We start from the raw sequence: 15782 nt of genomic DNA, 5'->3' as shown, positions 1-15782 counted from the left end.
TGTACCGATGGCACGGCCCCCGCACCGCTCGCGGGGGCCGTGCCATTTGCGACCCGCCGCTTGCAGCGGCGGCGCGGCCGGACTACCTCCATCCCGCAGCCCAAAGGGAACGCCATGACCGCATCGCTCGAAACCCTCACCGCCCGCCTGCTCGACGCCGCGAAAAAAGCGGGGGCCGAGGCTGCCGATGCAATGGCCGTCTCGGGAACCTCGCTCTCGATCGACCTGCGCCAAGGCGCGCTCGAACAGGCGGAACGGGCCGAGGCCGTGGAAATCGGCCTGCGCGTGCTGCTGGGCGGGCGTCAGGCCTGCGTTTCGGCATCGGACCTTTCGGACCGCACGATTGCCGCCTTGGCCGAACGCGCCGTGGCCATGGCGCGCGAGGCCCCGCAGGACCCGACCGTCGGCCTTGCCGACCCGTCGCAAATCGCCCGCGACTGGAACCTTGCCGCGCTCGACCTTGCCGACAGCGCCCCCGAACCCTCGGCCGCCGCTCTGGAACAGGATTGCCGCGCCGTCGAAGCCGCCGCCCTGTCACGCGCGGGCATCTCGCAGGTCGAAGCCTCGGCCGGCTATTCCGCGCGCGCCCTGCACATCGCGGCGACCAACGGCTTTTCCGGCGGCTATTCCCGCACCTCGCGCAGCCTGTCCGCCGTGGCCTTCACCGGGTCCGGCACGCAGATGGAACGCGACTGGTCCGGCGAATCGCGCACCTACCAATCCGACCTGCCCGCAGCCCGCGGCATCGGAGAGCTTGCCGCCGACCGCGCCCTTGCCCGCGCGGGGGCCACGAAGCCGAAAACCGGCACCTACCCCGTCCTCTTCGACGAACGCGTCGCCGCCTCGCTGATCGGACATCTCCTTTCCGCCATCAACGGCGCGGCCATCGCCCGCGGCGCCTCGTGGCTCCGCGACGCGCTCGGCCAACAGGTGCTTCCCGCCGCCCTCTCGGTGATCGAAGACCCGCACCGCCCCCGCATCGGCGGCTCGCGCCCTTTTGACGCCGAAGGCCTGCCCACCGCCCGCCGCGCCATCGTCGAAAACGGCATCCTGACGGGCTGGACGCTCGACCTTGGCACCGCCCGCAAACTGGGCATGCAAAGCACCGCCAACGCCACGCGCGGCACCTCCTCGCCGCCCTCGCCCTCGACCTCGAACATCGACCTGACCCAAGGCCCCCTCTCGCGCGAGGCGTTGCTGCGCGACATGGGAACCGGCCTCTACGTCACCTCGATGATCGGCTCCACCATCAACCCCACCACGGGCGACTACTCGCGCGGGGCGGCGGGCTTCTGGGTGGTGAACGGCGAAATCGCGCACCCCGTCAACGAATGCACCATCGCCGGCAACCTGCGCGACATGCTCCTCCGCCTCGTCCCCGCCAATGACGCCCGCGACCACCTCTCCACCCGCGTCCCCTCCTGCCTGATCGACGGGATGACCCTTGCCGGAAGCTGATGACCTTGCCCTGCTGATCGACGCCGCCCGCATCGCAGGCCGCATCGCGCTCCGCTACTGGAAGCGCAGCCCGAAGCAGTGGGAAAAGGGCGACGAAGGCCCCGTCACCGAAGCCGACATCGCCGTGAACGACGCGCTGCAAAAGCACCTGCGCGCCGCCCGCCCCGCCTATGGCTGGCTGTCCGAGGAAACGCCCGACGACCCCGCCCGCCTGTCGACCGACTCCCAGTTCATCCTCGACCCGATCGACGGCACCCGCGCCTTCATCGCGGGCGAAGACAGCTTCAGCCACGCCATCGCCATCGCAAAGGGCGGGCAGGTCACGGCGGGGGTCGTCTACCTCCCCGCGCTGAACCGCCTTTTCGCCGCCACCGCCCAAGGCCCTGCCACGCTCAACGGCGATCCGATCACCGCCAGCACCATCGCGGGGATCGAGGGCGCGACCATCCTCACCCCCGCCGCCAACATGAGGCCCGATCTCTGGCCCGGCGGCGTGCCCGACCTGAAACGCTCCTTCCGCGCCTCGGTCGCCTACCGCCTCGCCCTCGTGGCACAGGGCCGCTTCGACGGGATGCTCTCCTTCCGGCAGGGCTGGGAATGGGACATCGCCGCAGGCGCGCTCATCTGCCAGCGCGCAGGCGCGACGGTCACGGATGCCAGGGGCGAACCCCTGCGGTTCAACCGCCCCCACCCGCAATCCGATGGCCTGATCGCCGCCGCCCCCGCGCTGCACGCAGCCCTCCTCGCCCGTCTCTGACCGCCCCGAAACCCCCTTCATCCTTGCGCCAAATACTCTGGGGGGAGGTGCCGCCCCGCGGCACCGTCAGGGGGGCAACGCCCCCCGCCTTCGCAACAGGCATGCGGCGCAGCCGCGCGATCGGGCTGGCAATCGGGCTGGCAGCAAAGCAAAAGGGCCGCGCAGTTCCCTGCACGGCCCCCGGTTCACAACCGAAAGATCACTTCTTCTTCGGCGGCACGAACCGCTTCGAGGTGTCCTTGGCATCCATCCGCGGCGCGGCAGGCTTCGGCTTGGCAAAGGGCTTGGCCCCGCCCGACCCTGCGGGCTTGCTGCCCCATGTCCGGCCCTCGGGCTTGGCACCATCCGGCTTGCCCTTGTAGGGGCGCGCATCCGCGCCACCTTCGGACTTGCCGCGATAGGGTTTCGCGCCATCCGCCTTGGGGGCCCATTCGCCCCGCGGCTTGGCAGGCCCGTCACCACGCGGCGCATAGGCCGGCTTGTCGCCATGCGTCTTGAACCCAGCGGCCTTGGCCGGACGGTCCGGCGACCCGCCGTGGCTCTTGAAACCCGCCGACTTGCCCGCCTCGCCTTTCCAGCGCGGCTTTGCGGTTTCGCCCTCGGCCCCTGCGGCACGCGGCGCATAGGGCTTCTTGTCGCCATAGCCACCACCCTCGCGCGGGGCGTAGGGTTTCTTGTCGCCATAGGCGGCACGCGGCGCATAGGGCTTTTTCTCGCCATCCGCATCGCGCGGGGCATAGGGCTTCTTGTCGCCATAGGCCGCACGGGGGGCATAGGGCTTCTTCTCGCCCTCGGCCGCCCGCGGCGTATAGGCTTTCTTCTCGCCATAGGCCGCACGCGGCGCATAGGGCTTTTTGTCATAGCTGCGCGCACCCTCGGCCTCGCGCGGCGGGGCGGTGTCGGTGGCGGGCGACCAGCCCGACCCCTCGGCGCCCTCTTCCACCACGCGCGGCGGCTTGCCCGAATAGCTCGGCCGCTCCGCCCGCTCGGCGGTCACCGGCCGCTCTTCGCGTGCCGGCCGCTCCTCGCGCACGGCACGCGGCGCAGGCGCGCGCCGCTCGGGCTTGGCGCCAAAGGCCGGACGCTCGGGCCGCTCCATCGACGGCTCGCCGTCAAGCTTGGTCATCACAAGACCGGGTTCGATCTCGACCGAAGCGGGGAAGCGCCCCGCCACCTGATCGGCGATCTGCACGAAGGTCTGTTCCTGCTGCACGCGGATCGCGCCGATCCCGTCCTTGGTGATGCCACCCGTCTCGCAGACCTTGGGCAGCAGCCAACGCGCCTCGGCCCGCCCCGTATGCCCGACCGACAGCGAGAACCAGACCGAAGGCCCGAACTCGCCGCGTTCGCGCGGGGCGCTGGCAACCGGCGTCACCGCATCCGACAGAACCTCGGGGGCCGACCGCCCCTCGCGCCACAGCCGCACGAAACCGGCGGCGACCTGCTCGGGTCCGAACCGCTCAAGCAGCTGCGTCACCATCACCGTCTCGTCCGCCGCATCGGCGGCCAGCGCCGGATGCTCCAGCAGGCGCACGTCATCCTTGGCCTGCACCTCTTCCGCCGACGGGGCCTTGCCCCATTCGGCAGCCAGCTTCGCCCCCTGCAGCAGGCGCTGCGCCTTCTTGAACTCGGCCGGCGGCACGATCAGCACCGAAGTGCCCTTCTTGCCCGCACGCCCCGTCCGGCCCGACCGGTGCAGCAGCGTTTCGGAATTGCTGGGCAGATCCGCATGGATCACCAGCTCCAACCCCGGCAGGTCGATGCCCCGCGCCGCAACGTCGGTGGCGATGCAAATCCGCGCCCGCCCGTCGCGCAGCGCCTGAAGCGCGTGCATCCGTTCGGTCTGGCTCAACTCGCCCGACAGCGCCACGGCCTGAAAGCCACGGTTCGCCATGCGGGCAAGCAGATGGTTCACGTTCACCCGCGTCTTGCAAAAGACGATGGCGGTCTGCGCCTCGTAGAAACGCAGCACGTTGAAGATCGCATGTTCCCGATCGCGCGCCTGCACCGAAAGCGCCCGGTATTCGATATCGGTATGCTGCTTCGATTCCCCCTGCGCCACGATCCGCAGCGCGTCGCGCTGGAAGGTCGCCGCCAGCTTTTCGATCTCTTTCGGCACCGTGGCCGAAAACATCATGGTCCGCCGCTCTTCCGCTGCGGAACCGAGGATGAATTCCAGATCCTCGGCAAAGCCCAGATCCAGCATCTCGTCGGCCTCGTCCAGCACCACGGCCTTCACGCCCGACAGGTCAAGCGAGCGCCGCTCGATATGGTCGCGCAAGCGCCCCGGCGTGCCCACGACGATATGCGCCCCGCGGTCCAGCGCCCGCTTTTCGGTGCGGTAATCCATCCCGCCCACGCAGGATGCGATCAGCGCGCCCGTTCCGGCGTAAAGCCATTCGAATTCGCGCTGCACCTGCTGCGCCAACTCGCGCGTCGGCGCGACGACCAGCGCCAGCGGCTTGTCGGCGTAAAGCAGCTTGTCCACGCCGCCCAACACCTCGGCAGCCATCGCAAGGCCAAAGGCCACGGTCTTGCCGCTGCCCGTCTGGGCCGACACCAGCAAATCGCGCCCTGCGATTTCGGGTGCGATCACCGCAAGTTGCACAGCGGTCAGGGCTTCATAGCCCTTGGCCGAAAGGGCCGCAGCCAAAGGCGCGGCAATATCCAGATCGTTCATGTCATTTCCTGAAGGGGCGGCGTATCGCGCCCGAAAAGCACCAAAAGTCCGGCACCTCTCTCCCCTGCGCAGGGCGGCCTCCTCGCCCCCTGCCCCGGATATCTCGGGCCGTAACACGCTGCCGCCTACAGGATCGGCGGCCCTTTGTATACAGCCTTGACGTCGCGCGGGCCGTTAATCTTCCTTCCCCGACCGGCCTTCAGCGGCTATGGCTTGGGGCGACATCCCAACCCCGACAGGCCCATGCCCCAGCTTTTCCGCATCCTCGCCTGCTGTGCCGCCCTTGCACTGGCAGCACCCGCCGCCCATGCCGGTCTGTGCGAAGATGGCCTGACCACAGGCTCGGCCCCGCTGCTCACTCCGGTGATCGATTCGGTCCTGCGCGGCGACTACCGCGAACTGACCGAGGCGCTCGACCCCGCCGCCGTGATGCTGACGGGCGACCGTCAGGCGATGATCGCCGAACTCGAAGCCCGCGCGCCCTTGGGCTATGACGATTGCGCCGTGCTGGTGGCCCGCCCCCTCAGCACCGAATTCGAGGTCTATCTGATGATGTTCGGCGCCGACAAAGGCCGCCTCTACGCCTTTCTTGCCGCCTCGCGGATCGACGGGCAATGGACCTTCGTGCATCAAAGGTTCTCGCCCGATTTCGCCGAGGTTTACGAACTCTTGCGCTGAACGGGGCGGCCACTTCCCTTCCCGCCCGCATCGCGGCGGCGCGGCCAGACCGCCTGCGCCGGGCATGGCACGGGGCCGGCAGGCCCGCGCCCCCTTCCAACCCGCCCCGCCACCCGTTACCCTAGGCGCGTCTCTTCCCCCTCGGAGCAGCTGTAAAGATGACCCAACGCCTTCACCTCGTTTTCGGCGGCGAACTGGTTTCCCCCCAGAAGAACGTCTTCAAGGACGTCTCGAAAATCCACATCGTCGGAATGTTTCCCGACTATGCCACCGCCTTTTCGGCATGGAAGGCCGAAGCCCAGCGCACCGTCGACAACGCGCATATGCGCTATTACATCGCCCATATCCACCGCCTGCGGGACGAGGCCGCCGCAGGCTCGTCGACCGAAGAGCTGGGCGAGTAAACCTTTCATTTCATGGCCTATTCCCTAGGGCTCACATTCTACAACCTGTCCAACCGCCGCGATGCGGGGCAGGCGGTCGACCGGCCGCCGCGCCCTCTCGGGCGGCTTGTCTGGCTGCATGCGCCCAATGCCGAAGTGGCGCGCTCCATGCTCGAACTCGCCCGCCGCCTGATCGACGAAGACGGCCTTCCCGTCCTGCTCACCTGCCCCGCCGAGATCGCGCCCCGCGCGGGGCTGATCCTGCAACGCCCGCCCGCCGACACGCCCGCCGAGGCCCGCGCCTTTCTCGACCACTGGGCCCCCGAGATCGCGCTTTTCTCCGAGGGCGAGCTGCGCCCCGCCCTGCTGCACGAAGCCAACGAACGCAAACTTCCCGTCCTGATGGTTGCCGGCCGCATGCCCTATATCCTGCGCGAGCGCGATGGCTGGTATCCCGGCCTGATGCGCGGCCTGCTCGCGACCTTCCGCCATGTGCTGACCATCGACGAAGCCTCGGCCCGCGCCTTCCGCAAGGCAGGGGCCTCGCTTTCGGCGGTCGAGGTGACGGGCAAGATGGAAGAGGAATCCGCCGCCCTTCCCCATCTCGAAGCCGAACGCGAAGCCCTCGCGCGGCAGCTTGCCACCCGCCCCGTCTGGCTGGCCGCCAGCCTGCCCGAGGCCGAGGAAGCCGCCGCCATCACCGCCCATCGCGCCGCGCTGCGCCTTGCCCACCGCCTGTTGCTGATCATCGTTCCCGAAGACCCCGCCCGCGCCGAACCCCTCGCCGCGCGCATGGCCGAGGCCGAAGGCTGGACCGTCGCCCGCCGCTCGGAAGATCAGGAACCCGACACCGAGACCGAAGTTTACATCGCCGACAACGCACAGGAATTCGGCCTCTGGTACCGGCTTGCGCCCATCACCTTCATGGGCGGCAGCCTGTCGGGTCAGGGCTGCATCCGTGACCCGCTCGAACCTGCGGCCCTTGGTTCGGCCATCCTCTACGGCCCGCGCCCCGGCCTGTTCGGCACCACCTTCGGCCGTCTGGGCGCCGCCCGCGCCGCCCGCGCCGTAGGCTCGCCCACCGATCTGGCCGAGGCTTTGGGCGACCTTCTCTCGCCCGACCGCGCCGCGCGTCTGGCGCAGGCCGCATGGGCTGTCACCTCGGACGGGGCCGAGGTGACGGACAAGGTCCATCTCCTCATCCGCAACATCACGGATGGCGAATGATGCGCCCGCCCGCCTTCTGGTCCACCCCGCCCGACCGCCCCGCATGGCAGGCGCGGCTGCTGGCACCGCTCGGCCGGGCCTATGCCGCCGCGACCGCCCGCCGCCTGCGCCAAGGCGGGGTCAAGGCGGGCATCCCCGTCATCTGCATCGGCAACATCAACGTCGGCGGCACGGGCAAGACCCCTACGGCCATCGCCCTGATCGAACGGCTGACCGCGCGCGGCCAGACCCCGCATGTGGTGACACGCGGCTACGGCGGCAGCGCCACAGGCCCGCTGCGGGTGATCGAGGGCAAGCACAACGCCGCCCTCGTGGGGGACGAACCCCTGCTTCTTGCGGCCTTTGCCCCGACATGGGTCGCCAAGGACCGCGCGGCGGGCGTGCAGGCCGCAAGCGCGGCGGGGGCAACTGTCGTCATCCTTGACGACGGTTTCCAGAACCCTGCCGTGGTCAAAGACCTGTCCATCGTCGTCGTCGATGCCGCCACCGGTTTCGGCAACGCCCGCTGCCTGCCCGCAGGCCCGCTGCGCGAGCCGGTTGCCACGGGCCTTGCCCGCGCCGACCTGATCCTGTCCATCGGCCCGCCCGGGGCGCAGGCCGCCTTTGCCCGCCAATGGCCCGCCCTTCCCCTGCCGCATCTGACCGCAAGCCTGAACCCCCTGCGCATGGGCATGGACTGGCAAGGCACCCGCACCATCGCCTTTGCGGGCATCGGCAGGCCCGAGAAATTCTTCGCCAGCCTGCGCGCCGAAGGGGCCGACCTCATCCGCACCGTCGCGCTTGGCGATCATCAGCCGCTGTCGCTGCCGCTGCTGACACGGCTCGAACTCGAATCGAAAGCCCGTGGCGCGCAGCTTGTCACGACCGAGAAAGACGCCGTGCGCCTGCCCGCGTCCTTCCGCCCCAAGGTGCTGACCTTCCCCGTCCGCCTTGCGCTGGACGACTGGTCCCCGCTCGACAAAGCCTTTGCTGCCTTGGGCCTTTAGCCCGAAACCTCGTCCTGATGCTCGCCCAGTTTCGGAGCGGCGCGGTCCAGCGCCAATTCGGCATCCGAGAAGGTAAAGGGCGACCGCACCCCCGGCACGCCGCCAAGGTCAAGCTGCATCCCCCGGGCGATAACCTGCGGGTCCGCGAACACCTCGGCCAGATCGTTGATCGGCCCAGCCGGAACCCCCTCGGCCTCGCAGGCGGCCAACAGATCCGCCTTGGCCCAGCCCTTTGTCGCCGCCGTGATCCGCGCCGTCATCGCCTCGCGGTTGGCGATCCTGTCGGCATTCGTCAGGAACTCTGCCGCCCCGGCCATATCGCCAAGCCCCAGAATCCCGCACAGCTTGCGGTATTGCCCGTCATTCCCCGTGGCCAGAATGATCCACCCGTCGGCGCAATCGAACACGGCATAGGGCGCAAGGTTCGGATGCGCGTTGCCCATCATCTTCGGCGCGACACCCGTGGCAAGGTAGTTCATCGACTGGTTCGCCATGATGGAAACCGCCACATCCATCAGCGCCATGTCGATATGCTGCCCCGTGCCGGTCACCCCCCGCTGCACCAGCGCCGCCAGAATCGCCGTCGCCGCATAGACGCCGGTGAACACATCGGTCACCGCCACGCCCACCTTTTGCGGCTGCCCGTCCGGCGCGCCTGTCACGCTCATCAATCCGGCCATGCCCTGAATGATGAAGTCATAGCCCGCCCGATGCGCATAGGGGCCGGTCTGCCCGAAACCGGTGATCGAACAATAGATCAGACGCGGGTTCACCGCGCGCAGGCTTTCATAATCCAGCCCGTATTTCGCCAGCCCGCCCACCTTGAAATTCTCGATCACCACATCGGCCCCGGCCACCAGCCGCCGCACCACCTCTTGCCCCGCGGGCTCGCGGAAATCGCAGGTGATCGACCGCTTGCCCCGATTGGTCGCGTGGAAATAGGCGGCCGAACGGTCCCCCTCGCGCTCGATGAAAGGCGGCCCCCAGCGGCGGGTATCATCCCCCTCGGGCGCCTCGACCTTGACCACATCCGCGCCAAGGTCGGCAAGGGTCTGGCCAGCCCAGGGGCCAGCCAGAATCCGCGCCAGTTCGACGACCTTTATTCCGGCAAGGGGTGCGGACATTACTTCGCCAGCTCGTCATCGACGATCTTGGCGAATTCCTCGTAGGACATCTCGCCCGAATGCTTGGTGCCGTTGACGATGAAAGTCGGCGTCCCTTCAATCCCGTCGTCGGTCATGCCCTTCTGGAAATGCGCCACCAGCGCCTCGGCCTGCGCCTGATCCTTCATGCAGACATCAAGGCCCGCATCATCCATCCCGACCGAGCGCCCGATCTTTTTCAGGTTTTCAACCGTGACATTCGGATCCTCGGACCCCGCCCATTCCTTTTGCGTGCTGAACAGGATGTCGACGATCCCGAAATACCGCAGTTCGCCCCCGCAGCGCGCCATCATCGCCGCCCAAAGCCCGTAGCGGTCGAAATACACCTCGCGATAGGTGAAATGCACCTTTCCGGTGTCGATGTAATTCTTCTTCAGGTCCGACCAGACCGTTTCGTGGAACCGCGCGCAATGCGGGCAGGTGAACGAGGCATATTCCGTGATCTGCACCTTTGCCGCCGGATCCCCCAGCGAGAAATCCTGCACCTCGACCGCAGGCGATGCAGCGGGCGAAGGCGACGGCGTCGCCTCTTGCGCATGGGCCAGCATCGGGGTCAGGGCAAGCGCCAGCACGGCGGCCAATTTCTTCAGCATATCGTTCAACCTTCTTATGTCTTGCGACGAGTTAAGATGTTTTGGGCAAGGGCTTCAAGGGCCGCCCGCAAACCCGCATCGGCGATGGGTGCCGCCGTCTCGGCGGCCTTGGCCAGAACCACCGGATCGGGCTTGGCTGCGACCTTGGGCGCGGGCATGAACTCGGCCTGACCTTCGGCAAAACCCGTGGGGGCGGTCTGTGTCAGGCTGATGCGCGAGATGGCGGCATAGCCGTAAACCGCGTTCACCTTCTCGATGATCTTGGGCAGTTGCATCTGCACCATCGGCGCATGGGCCGAAGACACAAGCACCGTCAACGTCGCCCCGAACCCGTCGCGCGCATAGCCGATCTTCACCGGCCGCGTCATTCCGGCAAGCTCCTCGCCCACCACCTCGGGCCAATGCGTCAGCAACCGCGTTACGGCAAAGCCGCGCGACTCGCCCGCCGCGCGGATGGGGTCCTTCACCAGCCCGAAGGTCGGCTCGAACCCGCGCATCCGTCGCGAAGGGTTGGGCGGTGGCAGGGGTGCTTTGCTCATCTGGTCCTTTCGGCTCTTGCCGCTATTCTATGCAGCCAGCCCACCGGCTTGCAAATGCCGACCCATGACAGGCCATAAAGAATGCGTGACAGCGCCGATACCCCCGACCTGCCCGCGCTTCTGCTCGACTGGTATGATGTCCACGCCCGTTCCATGCCGTGGCGCACCCCGCCCGCCGACCGCCGGAATGGCACAAAGCCCGATCCGTACCGCGTCTGGCTGTCCGAGGTGATGCTGCAACAGACCACCGTCGCCGCCGTGCGCGACTACTTCACCCGCTTCACCGCCCGCTGGCCCACCGTGGCCGACCTTGCCGCCGCCGCCGATGCCGATGTCATGGCCGAATGGGCGGGCCTCGGCTACTACGCCCGCGCCCGCAACCTGCTCGCCTGCGCCCGCGCCGTGGTCGACCTGCACGGCGGCATTTTCCCCGCAACGCGCGAGGCCCTCCTCACCCTTCCCGGCATCGGCCCCTATACCGCCGCCGCCATCGCCTCGATCGCCCATGACGAAGCCGCCACCGTGGTCGACGGCAATGTGGAACGCGTGATCTCGCGCCTCCGCCTCGTCACCGACCCGCTGCCCGCGTCGAAAGCGGAACTCACCCGCCTCGCCGCTGAACTTACCCCCGCCGCGCGCGCGGGCGACTATGCCCAGGCCATCATGGACCTTGGCGCCACCATCTGCACCCCGCGCAGCCCCGCCTGCGGCATCTGCCCGTGGCGCAGCCCCTGCCGCGCCCGCGCCGAGGGGGTCGAGGCCACCCTTCCCCGCAAAACGCCCAAAGCCGCCAAACCCCTGCGGGAGGGCACCGTCTGGATCGCCCGCAGCACCGGCGGTGACTGGCTTCTCGAACGCCGCCCCGACCGTGGCCTTCTCGGCGGCATGCTCGGCTTTCCCGGCACCGGCTGGGACGGCGCGGGCGGCCCCGCCCCCGCCCCCGCCGACTGGCAGGCGGCGGGAGAGGTGCGCCACACCTTCACCCATTTCCACCTGATCCTGACCGTCCAGACCGCCACCCTCGCCCAAGGCACCAACCCCCTGCGCGGCGAATGGCACCCGCAAGCCACCTTCCGCCCCGCCGACCTGCCCACCGTCATGCGCAAGGCCCATGACCTTGCCGCCAACGGGCGCGCGCATCCCTGACCCCGCCCCCCCTGACCCCGCCCCTTGCCCCCCCTGACCAAGCGTCACACTTCCCCGCTGCCGCAAAGCCGTGCAATCTTGCCCCAAGGCCGCACACCCGCCCCCTCCCGCAGCAGGGTGCAGCACGCAAGGCGATGAACGAGTAACCATGATCCGCAACCGCACCCCCCTTCCGGCAGCCCTTCCCTTCTGGCTCTCGCTCCTTTTGCCGCCTTCGGTCATCGCCGCGGCGGCCTTCGGCGGATGGGCGCTTCTGCTCCCGCCACTGGCAAGCTGGGGCCTCTTCTCGGTCCTCGACGCCCTCGCCGGACGGAACGAGGATAACCCCGACCCCGCCACCCCCGAGTCATCGCTCCACGCCTATCGCCTTGTCACGCTGCTCTGGGTTCCGGTCCAACTCGTCACCCTCTTCGGCCTGATCGCCTATGTCCCGCAGGCCGCCCATCTGGGCGCTGCCGAAAAGATCGCGGTGTTCTTCGGTGTGGGCATCGTCTCGGGCACGGTGGGCATCAACTACAGCCACGAGCTGATGCACCAGAAATCACGGCTCGAACGCTGGCTGGGCGACATCCTGCTTGCGATGGTCCTTTACAGCCATTTCCGCTCGGAACACCTGCGCGTGCATCACCTTTGGGTCGGCACTCCCGCCGATCCGGTCACCGCGCGCTATAACGAGGGCTTCCACCGCTTCTTTCCCCGCGTCCTCTACCAATGCCGCCGCTCGGCGTGGCGGGCCGAATGCGCCCTCCTCGCCCGCAAGGGGCTGACATGGCGCGACCGCTCGAACCCCTATTGGCGCTACTGGACCCTGCAAGCCCTCATGCTCGCGCTGGCCCTTACCCTTGGCGGGATCTGGGGCCTTGGCCTGTTCCTTTATCAGGCGCTGGTTGCGGTGTGGCAACTCGAGCTTGTCAATTACATCGAACATTACGGCCTGACCCGCCGCCACCTGGGGAACGGGAAATACGAACATGTCCTGCCGCGCCATTCGTGGAACGCCTCGCACCGCGCGTCGAACTGGCTGCTTATCAACCTGCAACGCCACTCGGACCATCACTACAAACCCGACCGGCGCTTTCCCCTTCTGCAAACCTACGATGCCTCAGAGGCGCCGCAACTTCCCCTCGGCTACCCGCTGATGACGATGGCAGCCCTTGTCCCCCCGCTCTGGCGGCGCATCATGAACCCCCGCGTCCGCGCATGGCGGCGGACATTTTACCCCGATGTCACCGACTGGCACGCCTATAACAAGGCGCAAAACCCCCGCCCCCGCGCCGCAGCCTGAAAGGCGAGGCGCAATACTGTCAAAACCCGCGCCGCAGCCTGAAAGGCGAGGCGCAAAAGCGCCCTACCCGCTGGCAGCGGGGGGCCGTCTGCCCCCCGCACCCCCCGAGGATATTTAGGGCAAGAGGAAGGCATGCCCCGCTTCCTCTTGCTGCAAATATCCTCGGGGGGTGAATTGGCCGGAACGGCCAAGAGGGGGGCGGAAAGCCCCCCTGCACGGCAAAACGAAAAGACCCCGCCATGAAGACATGGCGGGGAGTGGCACCGCAGGCGGACCGCGGCACTGGCGTTCTGGAAATCCGGTGGACTAGTGGCGGCGGCCGCCCGCGTCGACATCCATCTCGGCACGGATCTGCTGGCGCAGGATGTCGATGGGAATCATCTTCCCGTCGCGCTTGAAGTGCCAGTAGGTCCAGCCGTTGCAGCTTGGCGCGCCTTCGTAATGCGCGCCCACCTGATGGATCGATCCCTTGATGTCATGCCCGATCAGCGTGCCATCGGCCCGCACCTTGGCCTTGTGGCGGTTGCCCACGCTGAACAACTCTTCGCCCGGCCGCAGCATCCCGCGCTCAACGACCTGCCCGAAAGGCACGCGCGGTTCCGCCCGCTTCGATCCGGTGATCTCGAGCGCCGAGGCGTCGAACTTCCGCACCCGCGAAATCCGCTCGGCCGCCGCGTTGCGATAGGCTTCCTCGCGCTCGATCCCGATGAAGTCGCGGCCCAGCATCTTGGCCACGGCCCCCGTGGTGCCCGTGCCGAAGAACGGGTCCAGCACCACATCGCCCGGATTGGTCGTCGCCAGCAGCACGCGGTGCAGCAGGGCTTCCGGCTTCTGCGTCGGATGCGCCTTGTCGCCGTTCTCGTCCTTCAGCCGCTCATGCCCGGTGCAAAGCGGAATGACCCAGTCCGACCGCATCTGCACGCCGTCGTTCAGCTCTTTCAGCGCCTCGTAGTTGAAGGTGTATTTCGATCCCTCGTCCCGGCTTGCCCAGATCAGCGTCTCATGCGCGTTGGTCAGGCGCTTGCCCTTGAAATTCGGCATCGGGTTCGACTTGCGCCAGATCACGTCGTTCAGCATCCAGAACCCCGCATCCTGCAACGCGGCCCCGACGCGGAAGATGTTGTGATAGCTGCCGATCACCCAGATCGCCCCGTTCGGCTTCAGGATACGCCGCGCCGCGGCCAGCCATTTGCGGGTGAAATCGTCATAGACGGCAAAGCTGGAAAACTGGTCCCAGTGGTCGTTGACCGCATCCACCTTGGAATTGTCGGGCCGATGCAGATCGCCCTTCAATTGCAGGTTGTACGGCGGGTCCGCAAAGACAAGATCGACCGAACCCGCCGGAAGCGAATTCATCACCTCGATGCAGTCACCCGCAATGATCTGGTTCAGCGGAAGCACATGTGCCTCGGCCGGTTTCGTCTTGGTCATGGTCTGCCTCATATGATCGGCTCTTTTGGCCGTCTTGTTGGCACCCAAGATGAGTCAACGGTGATTCGCCGTCAATTTCTTTTTTGAATCAAGCACTTACAGAAACGTCTTGATACAAGATATTGTGGACCGGCTTGAACGAACGTCTATGATGTGGGGTCACACCAAGATTTAGCAGCGCCTCAAGATGCTGTTTTGTCGGGTAACCTGCGTTACCCTCCCAGCCGTAGCCGGGGTGCTGTTGCGCCAAATCCACCATGATCCGGTCGCGTGTCACCTTGGCGACGATCGACGCGGCCGCGATGGAAAGGCACAGCGCATCGCCCTTGATGACCGCCTCGGCCCCGCAGGCCAGCCCGCGCGGGATCAGGTTGCCGTCGATCAGCGCGTGTTCGACCGCGCGCGGCAGCCCCGCCACGGCCCGCTCCATCGCCAGATGGCTTGCCCGCAGGATGTTCAGCGCGTCGATCTCTGCAACCGAGGCATGGGCCACGCACACCTCGGCCACCTCGATGATCTCGCGATACAGCGCCTCGCGCCGCGCTGCCGTCAGCACCTTGGAATCGTTCAAGCCTGCGGGAATCCGGTCGCGGTGCAACACCACCGCCGCTGCGGTCACCGGCCCCGCCAGCGGCCCGCGCCCCACCTCGTCAACCCCTGCCACAACCGTGAACCCCCGGCCAAGGGCGGCGGTCTCATAGGCGAAATCGGGGCAAAGACGGGCTTTCATTGCGCAGGACTAGCGCAGCATTCCGCCAAAAAGAAGAGGCCCCGAAAAGAAGGGGGGCGAGAGCTGCTCACCCTCTCGCCCCCCAAGGCGGACGCGGTTTCGGGACCCCGCGCCCCGACGGCCGGATGGTCAGTTCCGGTGCCCGCCGATCCGAAAGCCCGCATCGCGCAGGCATTGCTCGGTATAGATGCGGTCGTTCTGCCCGTAGATCCGGGCCGGACGCGCGCAGTGCTGCGGCAGGCGCCAGTCGAAACCCTCCTCGCGCAGGCAGCGTTCGCCATAGACCGTGGCCCGCGTGCTGCGGCCGCTGATCTCGATTCCGCAAACCGCAGGCACCCGCGGCGCGCGGCTTTGGCGCGGCGTGTAATGCGGGTGCTGTTCCTGCCGCGGCCTGTCGCGGTCCTTGGCCGCCGTGGCGATGATGCCGACGATGGCAATGGCCGCCAGCGCCCGCGCCAGATCCCTGTCATCGGCCCGCGCCGGGGCTGTCGTCACCGCCAGGGCAAGCGCCACCGCCATGCCAAGGATGAACGCCACGACCCAGGCCCGCAGCTTCGACCGTCTGGCCTCGCGCTGCACAAGCATCGTTTCGGCAAGGGTTTCCGAATGTGTCATCTGCCGTCTCCGATCCGGTCCACTCGGGGCGGGCCACATCGCCTGCCCCTTCTGCGCCAACCCTCGGTCCGACAGCCCGCGACAGGCAATAACGCCGCGCTGCTATGCGAT

Annotated in this window: 15 protein-coding genes; 8 read left to right on the top strand and 7 right to left on the bottom strand. The window is 67.7% G+C overall.

Going from position 1 to position 15782, the window contains the following annotated elements; translation table 11 throughout:
* Nucleotides 1-114 precede the first annotated feature (114 nt).
* Nucleotides 115-1458 (top strand): TldD/PmbA family protein, encoded by a 1344-nt coding sequence (locus tag H7F16_RS11505; RefSeq protein WP_185797746.1) that lies wholly within the window; start codon nt 115-117, stop codon nt 1456-1458.
* The gene (locus tag H7F16_RS11500; protein ID WP_185797745.1) at nt 1445-2215 is read left to right on the top strand and encodes a 3'(2'),5'-bisphosphate nucleotidase CysQ; all 771 of its coding nucleotides are present in this window, start codon (nt 1445-1447) and stop codon (nt 2213-2215) included. The genes H7F16_RS11505 and H7F16_RS11500 overlap by 14 nt, the downstream gene beginning before the upstream one ends.
* A gap of 199 nt (nt 2216-2414) precedes the next feature.
* On the opposite strand, the gene H7F16_RS11495 is transcribed toward H7F16_RS11500, so the two are convergent.
* The gene (locus tag H7F16_RS11495; protein WP_185797744.1) at nt 2415-4895 is read right to left on the bottom strand and encodes a DEAD/DEAH box helicase; all 2481 of its coding nucleotides are present in this window, start codon (nt 4893-4895) and stop codon (nt 2415-2417) included.
* A 243-nt stretch (nt 4896-5138) separates the two neighbouring features.
* Between H7F16_RS11495 and H7F16_RS11490 the strand changes: the two genes are divergently transcribed.
* The 4 genes from H7F16_RS11490 (at nt 5139) to lpxK (ending at nt 8169) form a co-directional block, all read left to right on the top strand.
* Nucleotides 5139-5573 (top strand): hypothetical protein, encoded by a 435-nt coding sequence (locus H7F16_RS11490; protein ID WP_185797743.1) that lies wholly within the window; start codon nt 5139-5141, stop codon nt 5571-5573.
* Between the two features lie 158 nt (nt 5574-5731).
* The gene (locus H7F16_RS11485) at nt 5732-5977 is read left to right on the top strand and encodes a DUF4170 domain-containing protein (RefSeq protein WP_185797742.1); all 246 of its coding nucleotides are present in this window, start codon (nt 5732-5734) and stop codon (nt 5975-5977) included.
* A gap of 12 nt (nt 5978-5989) precedes the next feature.
* Nucleotides 5990-7183, top strand: coding sequence for a 3-deoxy-D-manno-octulosonic acid transferase (locus tag H7F16_RS11480; RefSeq protein ID WP_185797741.1), 1194 nt, complete (start codon nt 5990-5992; stop codon nt 7181-7183).
* Nucleotides 7183-8169, top strand: a complete 987-nt coding sequence (gene lpxK / locus H7F16_RS11475) for a tetraacyldisaccharide 4'-kinase (RefSeq protein ID WP_185798126.1) — start codon at nt 7183-7185, stop codon at nt 8167-8169. Before H7F16_RS11480 ends, lpxK begins: the two co-directional genes overlap by 1 nt.
* Here lpxK and H7F16_RS11470 read toward each other — a convergent pair.
* Genes H7F16_RS11470 through H7F16_RS11460 form a run of 3 tightly spaced genes read right to left on the bottom strand, consistent with a single transcriptional unit; the run spans nt 8166 to nt 10464 of the window.
* Complete coding sequence (locus tag H7F16_RS11470; RefSeq protein ID WP_185797740.1) at nt 8166-9293, bottom strand: CaiB/BaiF CoA transferase family protein; 1128 nt, start codon at nt 9291-9293, stop codon at nt 8166-8168. The two genes, lpxK and H7F16_RS11470, sit on opposite strands and share 4 nt — an antisense overlap.
* A complete protein-coding gene (locus H7F16_RS11465) occupies nt 9293-9925 on the bottom strand; it encodes a DsbA family protein (protein ID WP_185797739.1) in 633 nt (210 codons plus the stop codon). Before H7F16_RS11465 ends, H7F16_RS11470 begins: the two co-directional genes overlap by 1 nt.
* Nucleotides 9926-9939: 14 nt before the next feature.
* Nucleotides 9940-10464, bottom strand: a complete 525-nt coding sequence (locus H7F16_RS11460) for a DUF721 domain-containing protein (RefSeq protein ID WP_185797738.1) — start codon at nt 10462-10464, stop codon at nt 9940-9942.
* Between the two features lie 81 nt (nt 10465-10545).
* On the opposite strand from H7F16_RS11460, the gene H7F16_RS11455 reads away from it, so the two are divergent.
* Together H7F16_RS11455 and H7F16_RS11450 are read left to right on the top strand one after the other, a co-directional pair.
* Nucleotides 10546-11610, top strand: a complete 1065-nt coding sequence (locus H7F16_RS11455) for an A/G-specific adenine glycosylase (RefSeq protein ID WP_185797737.1) — start codon at nt 10546-10548, stop codon at nt 11608-11610.
* 148 nt (nt 11611-11758) lie between these two features.
* Nucleotides 11759-12895: an alkane 1-monooxygenase gene (locus H7F16_RS11450; RefSeq protein WP_185797736.1), complete on the top strand. Its 1137-nt coding sequence runs from the start codon at nt 11759-11761 to the stop codon at nt 12893-12895.
* 306 nt (nt 12896-13201) lie between these two features.
* Here H7F16_RS11450 and H7F16_RS11445 read toward each other — a convergent pair whose 3' ends face one another.
* The 3 genes from H7F16_RS11445 to H7F16_RS11435 all read right to left on the bottom strand — a co-directional run bounded on the left by H7F16_RS11445 (nt 13202) and on the right by H7F16_RS11435 (nt 15671).
* A complete protein-coding gene (locus H7F16_RS11445) occupies nt 13202-14326 on the bottom strand; it encodes a site-specific DNA-methyltransferase (RefSeq protein WP_185798125.1) in 1125 nt (374 codons plus the stop codon).
* Between the two features lie 88 nt (nt 14327-14414).
* Nucleotides 14415-15056 carry a ribonuclease HII gene (locus tag H7F16_RS11440; RefSeq protein ID WP_185797735.1) on the bottom strand — a complete coding sequence of 214 codons (642 nt, stop codon included), beginning with the start codon at nt 15054-15056 and terminating at the stop codon, nt 14415-14417.
* A gap of 129 nt (nt 15057-15185) precedes the next feature.
* Entirely contained in the window at nt 15186-15671 is a 486-nt protein-coding gene (locus H7F16_RS11435; RefSeq protein WP_185797734.1) for a hypothetical protein, read from the bottom strand.
* Nucleotides 15672-15782 lie beyond the last annotated feature (111 nt).

It is taken from the genome of Paragemmobacter straminiformis (assembly GCF_014243445.1).
Classification (GTDB): Bacteria; Pseudomonadota; Alphaproteobacteria; order Rhodobacterales; family Rhodobacteraceae; genus Paragemmobacter; species Paragemmobacter straminiformis.
Note: the sequence above shows the minus strand (reverse complement) of the source record. Positions and strands in the feature narration are given on the sequence as shown.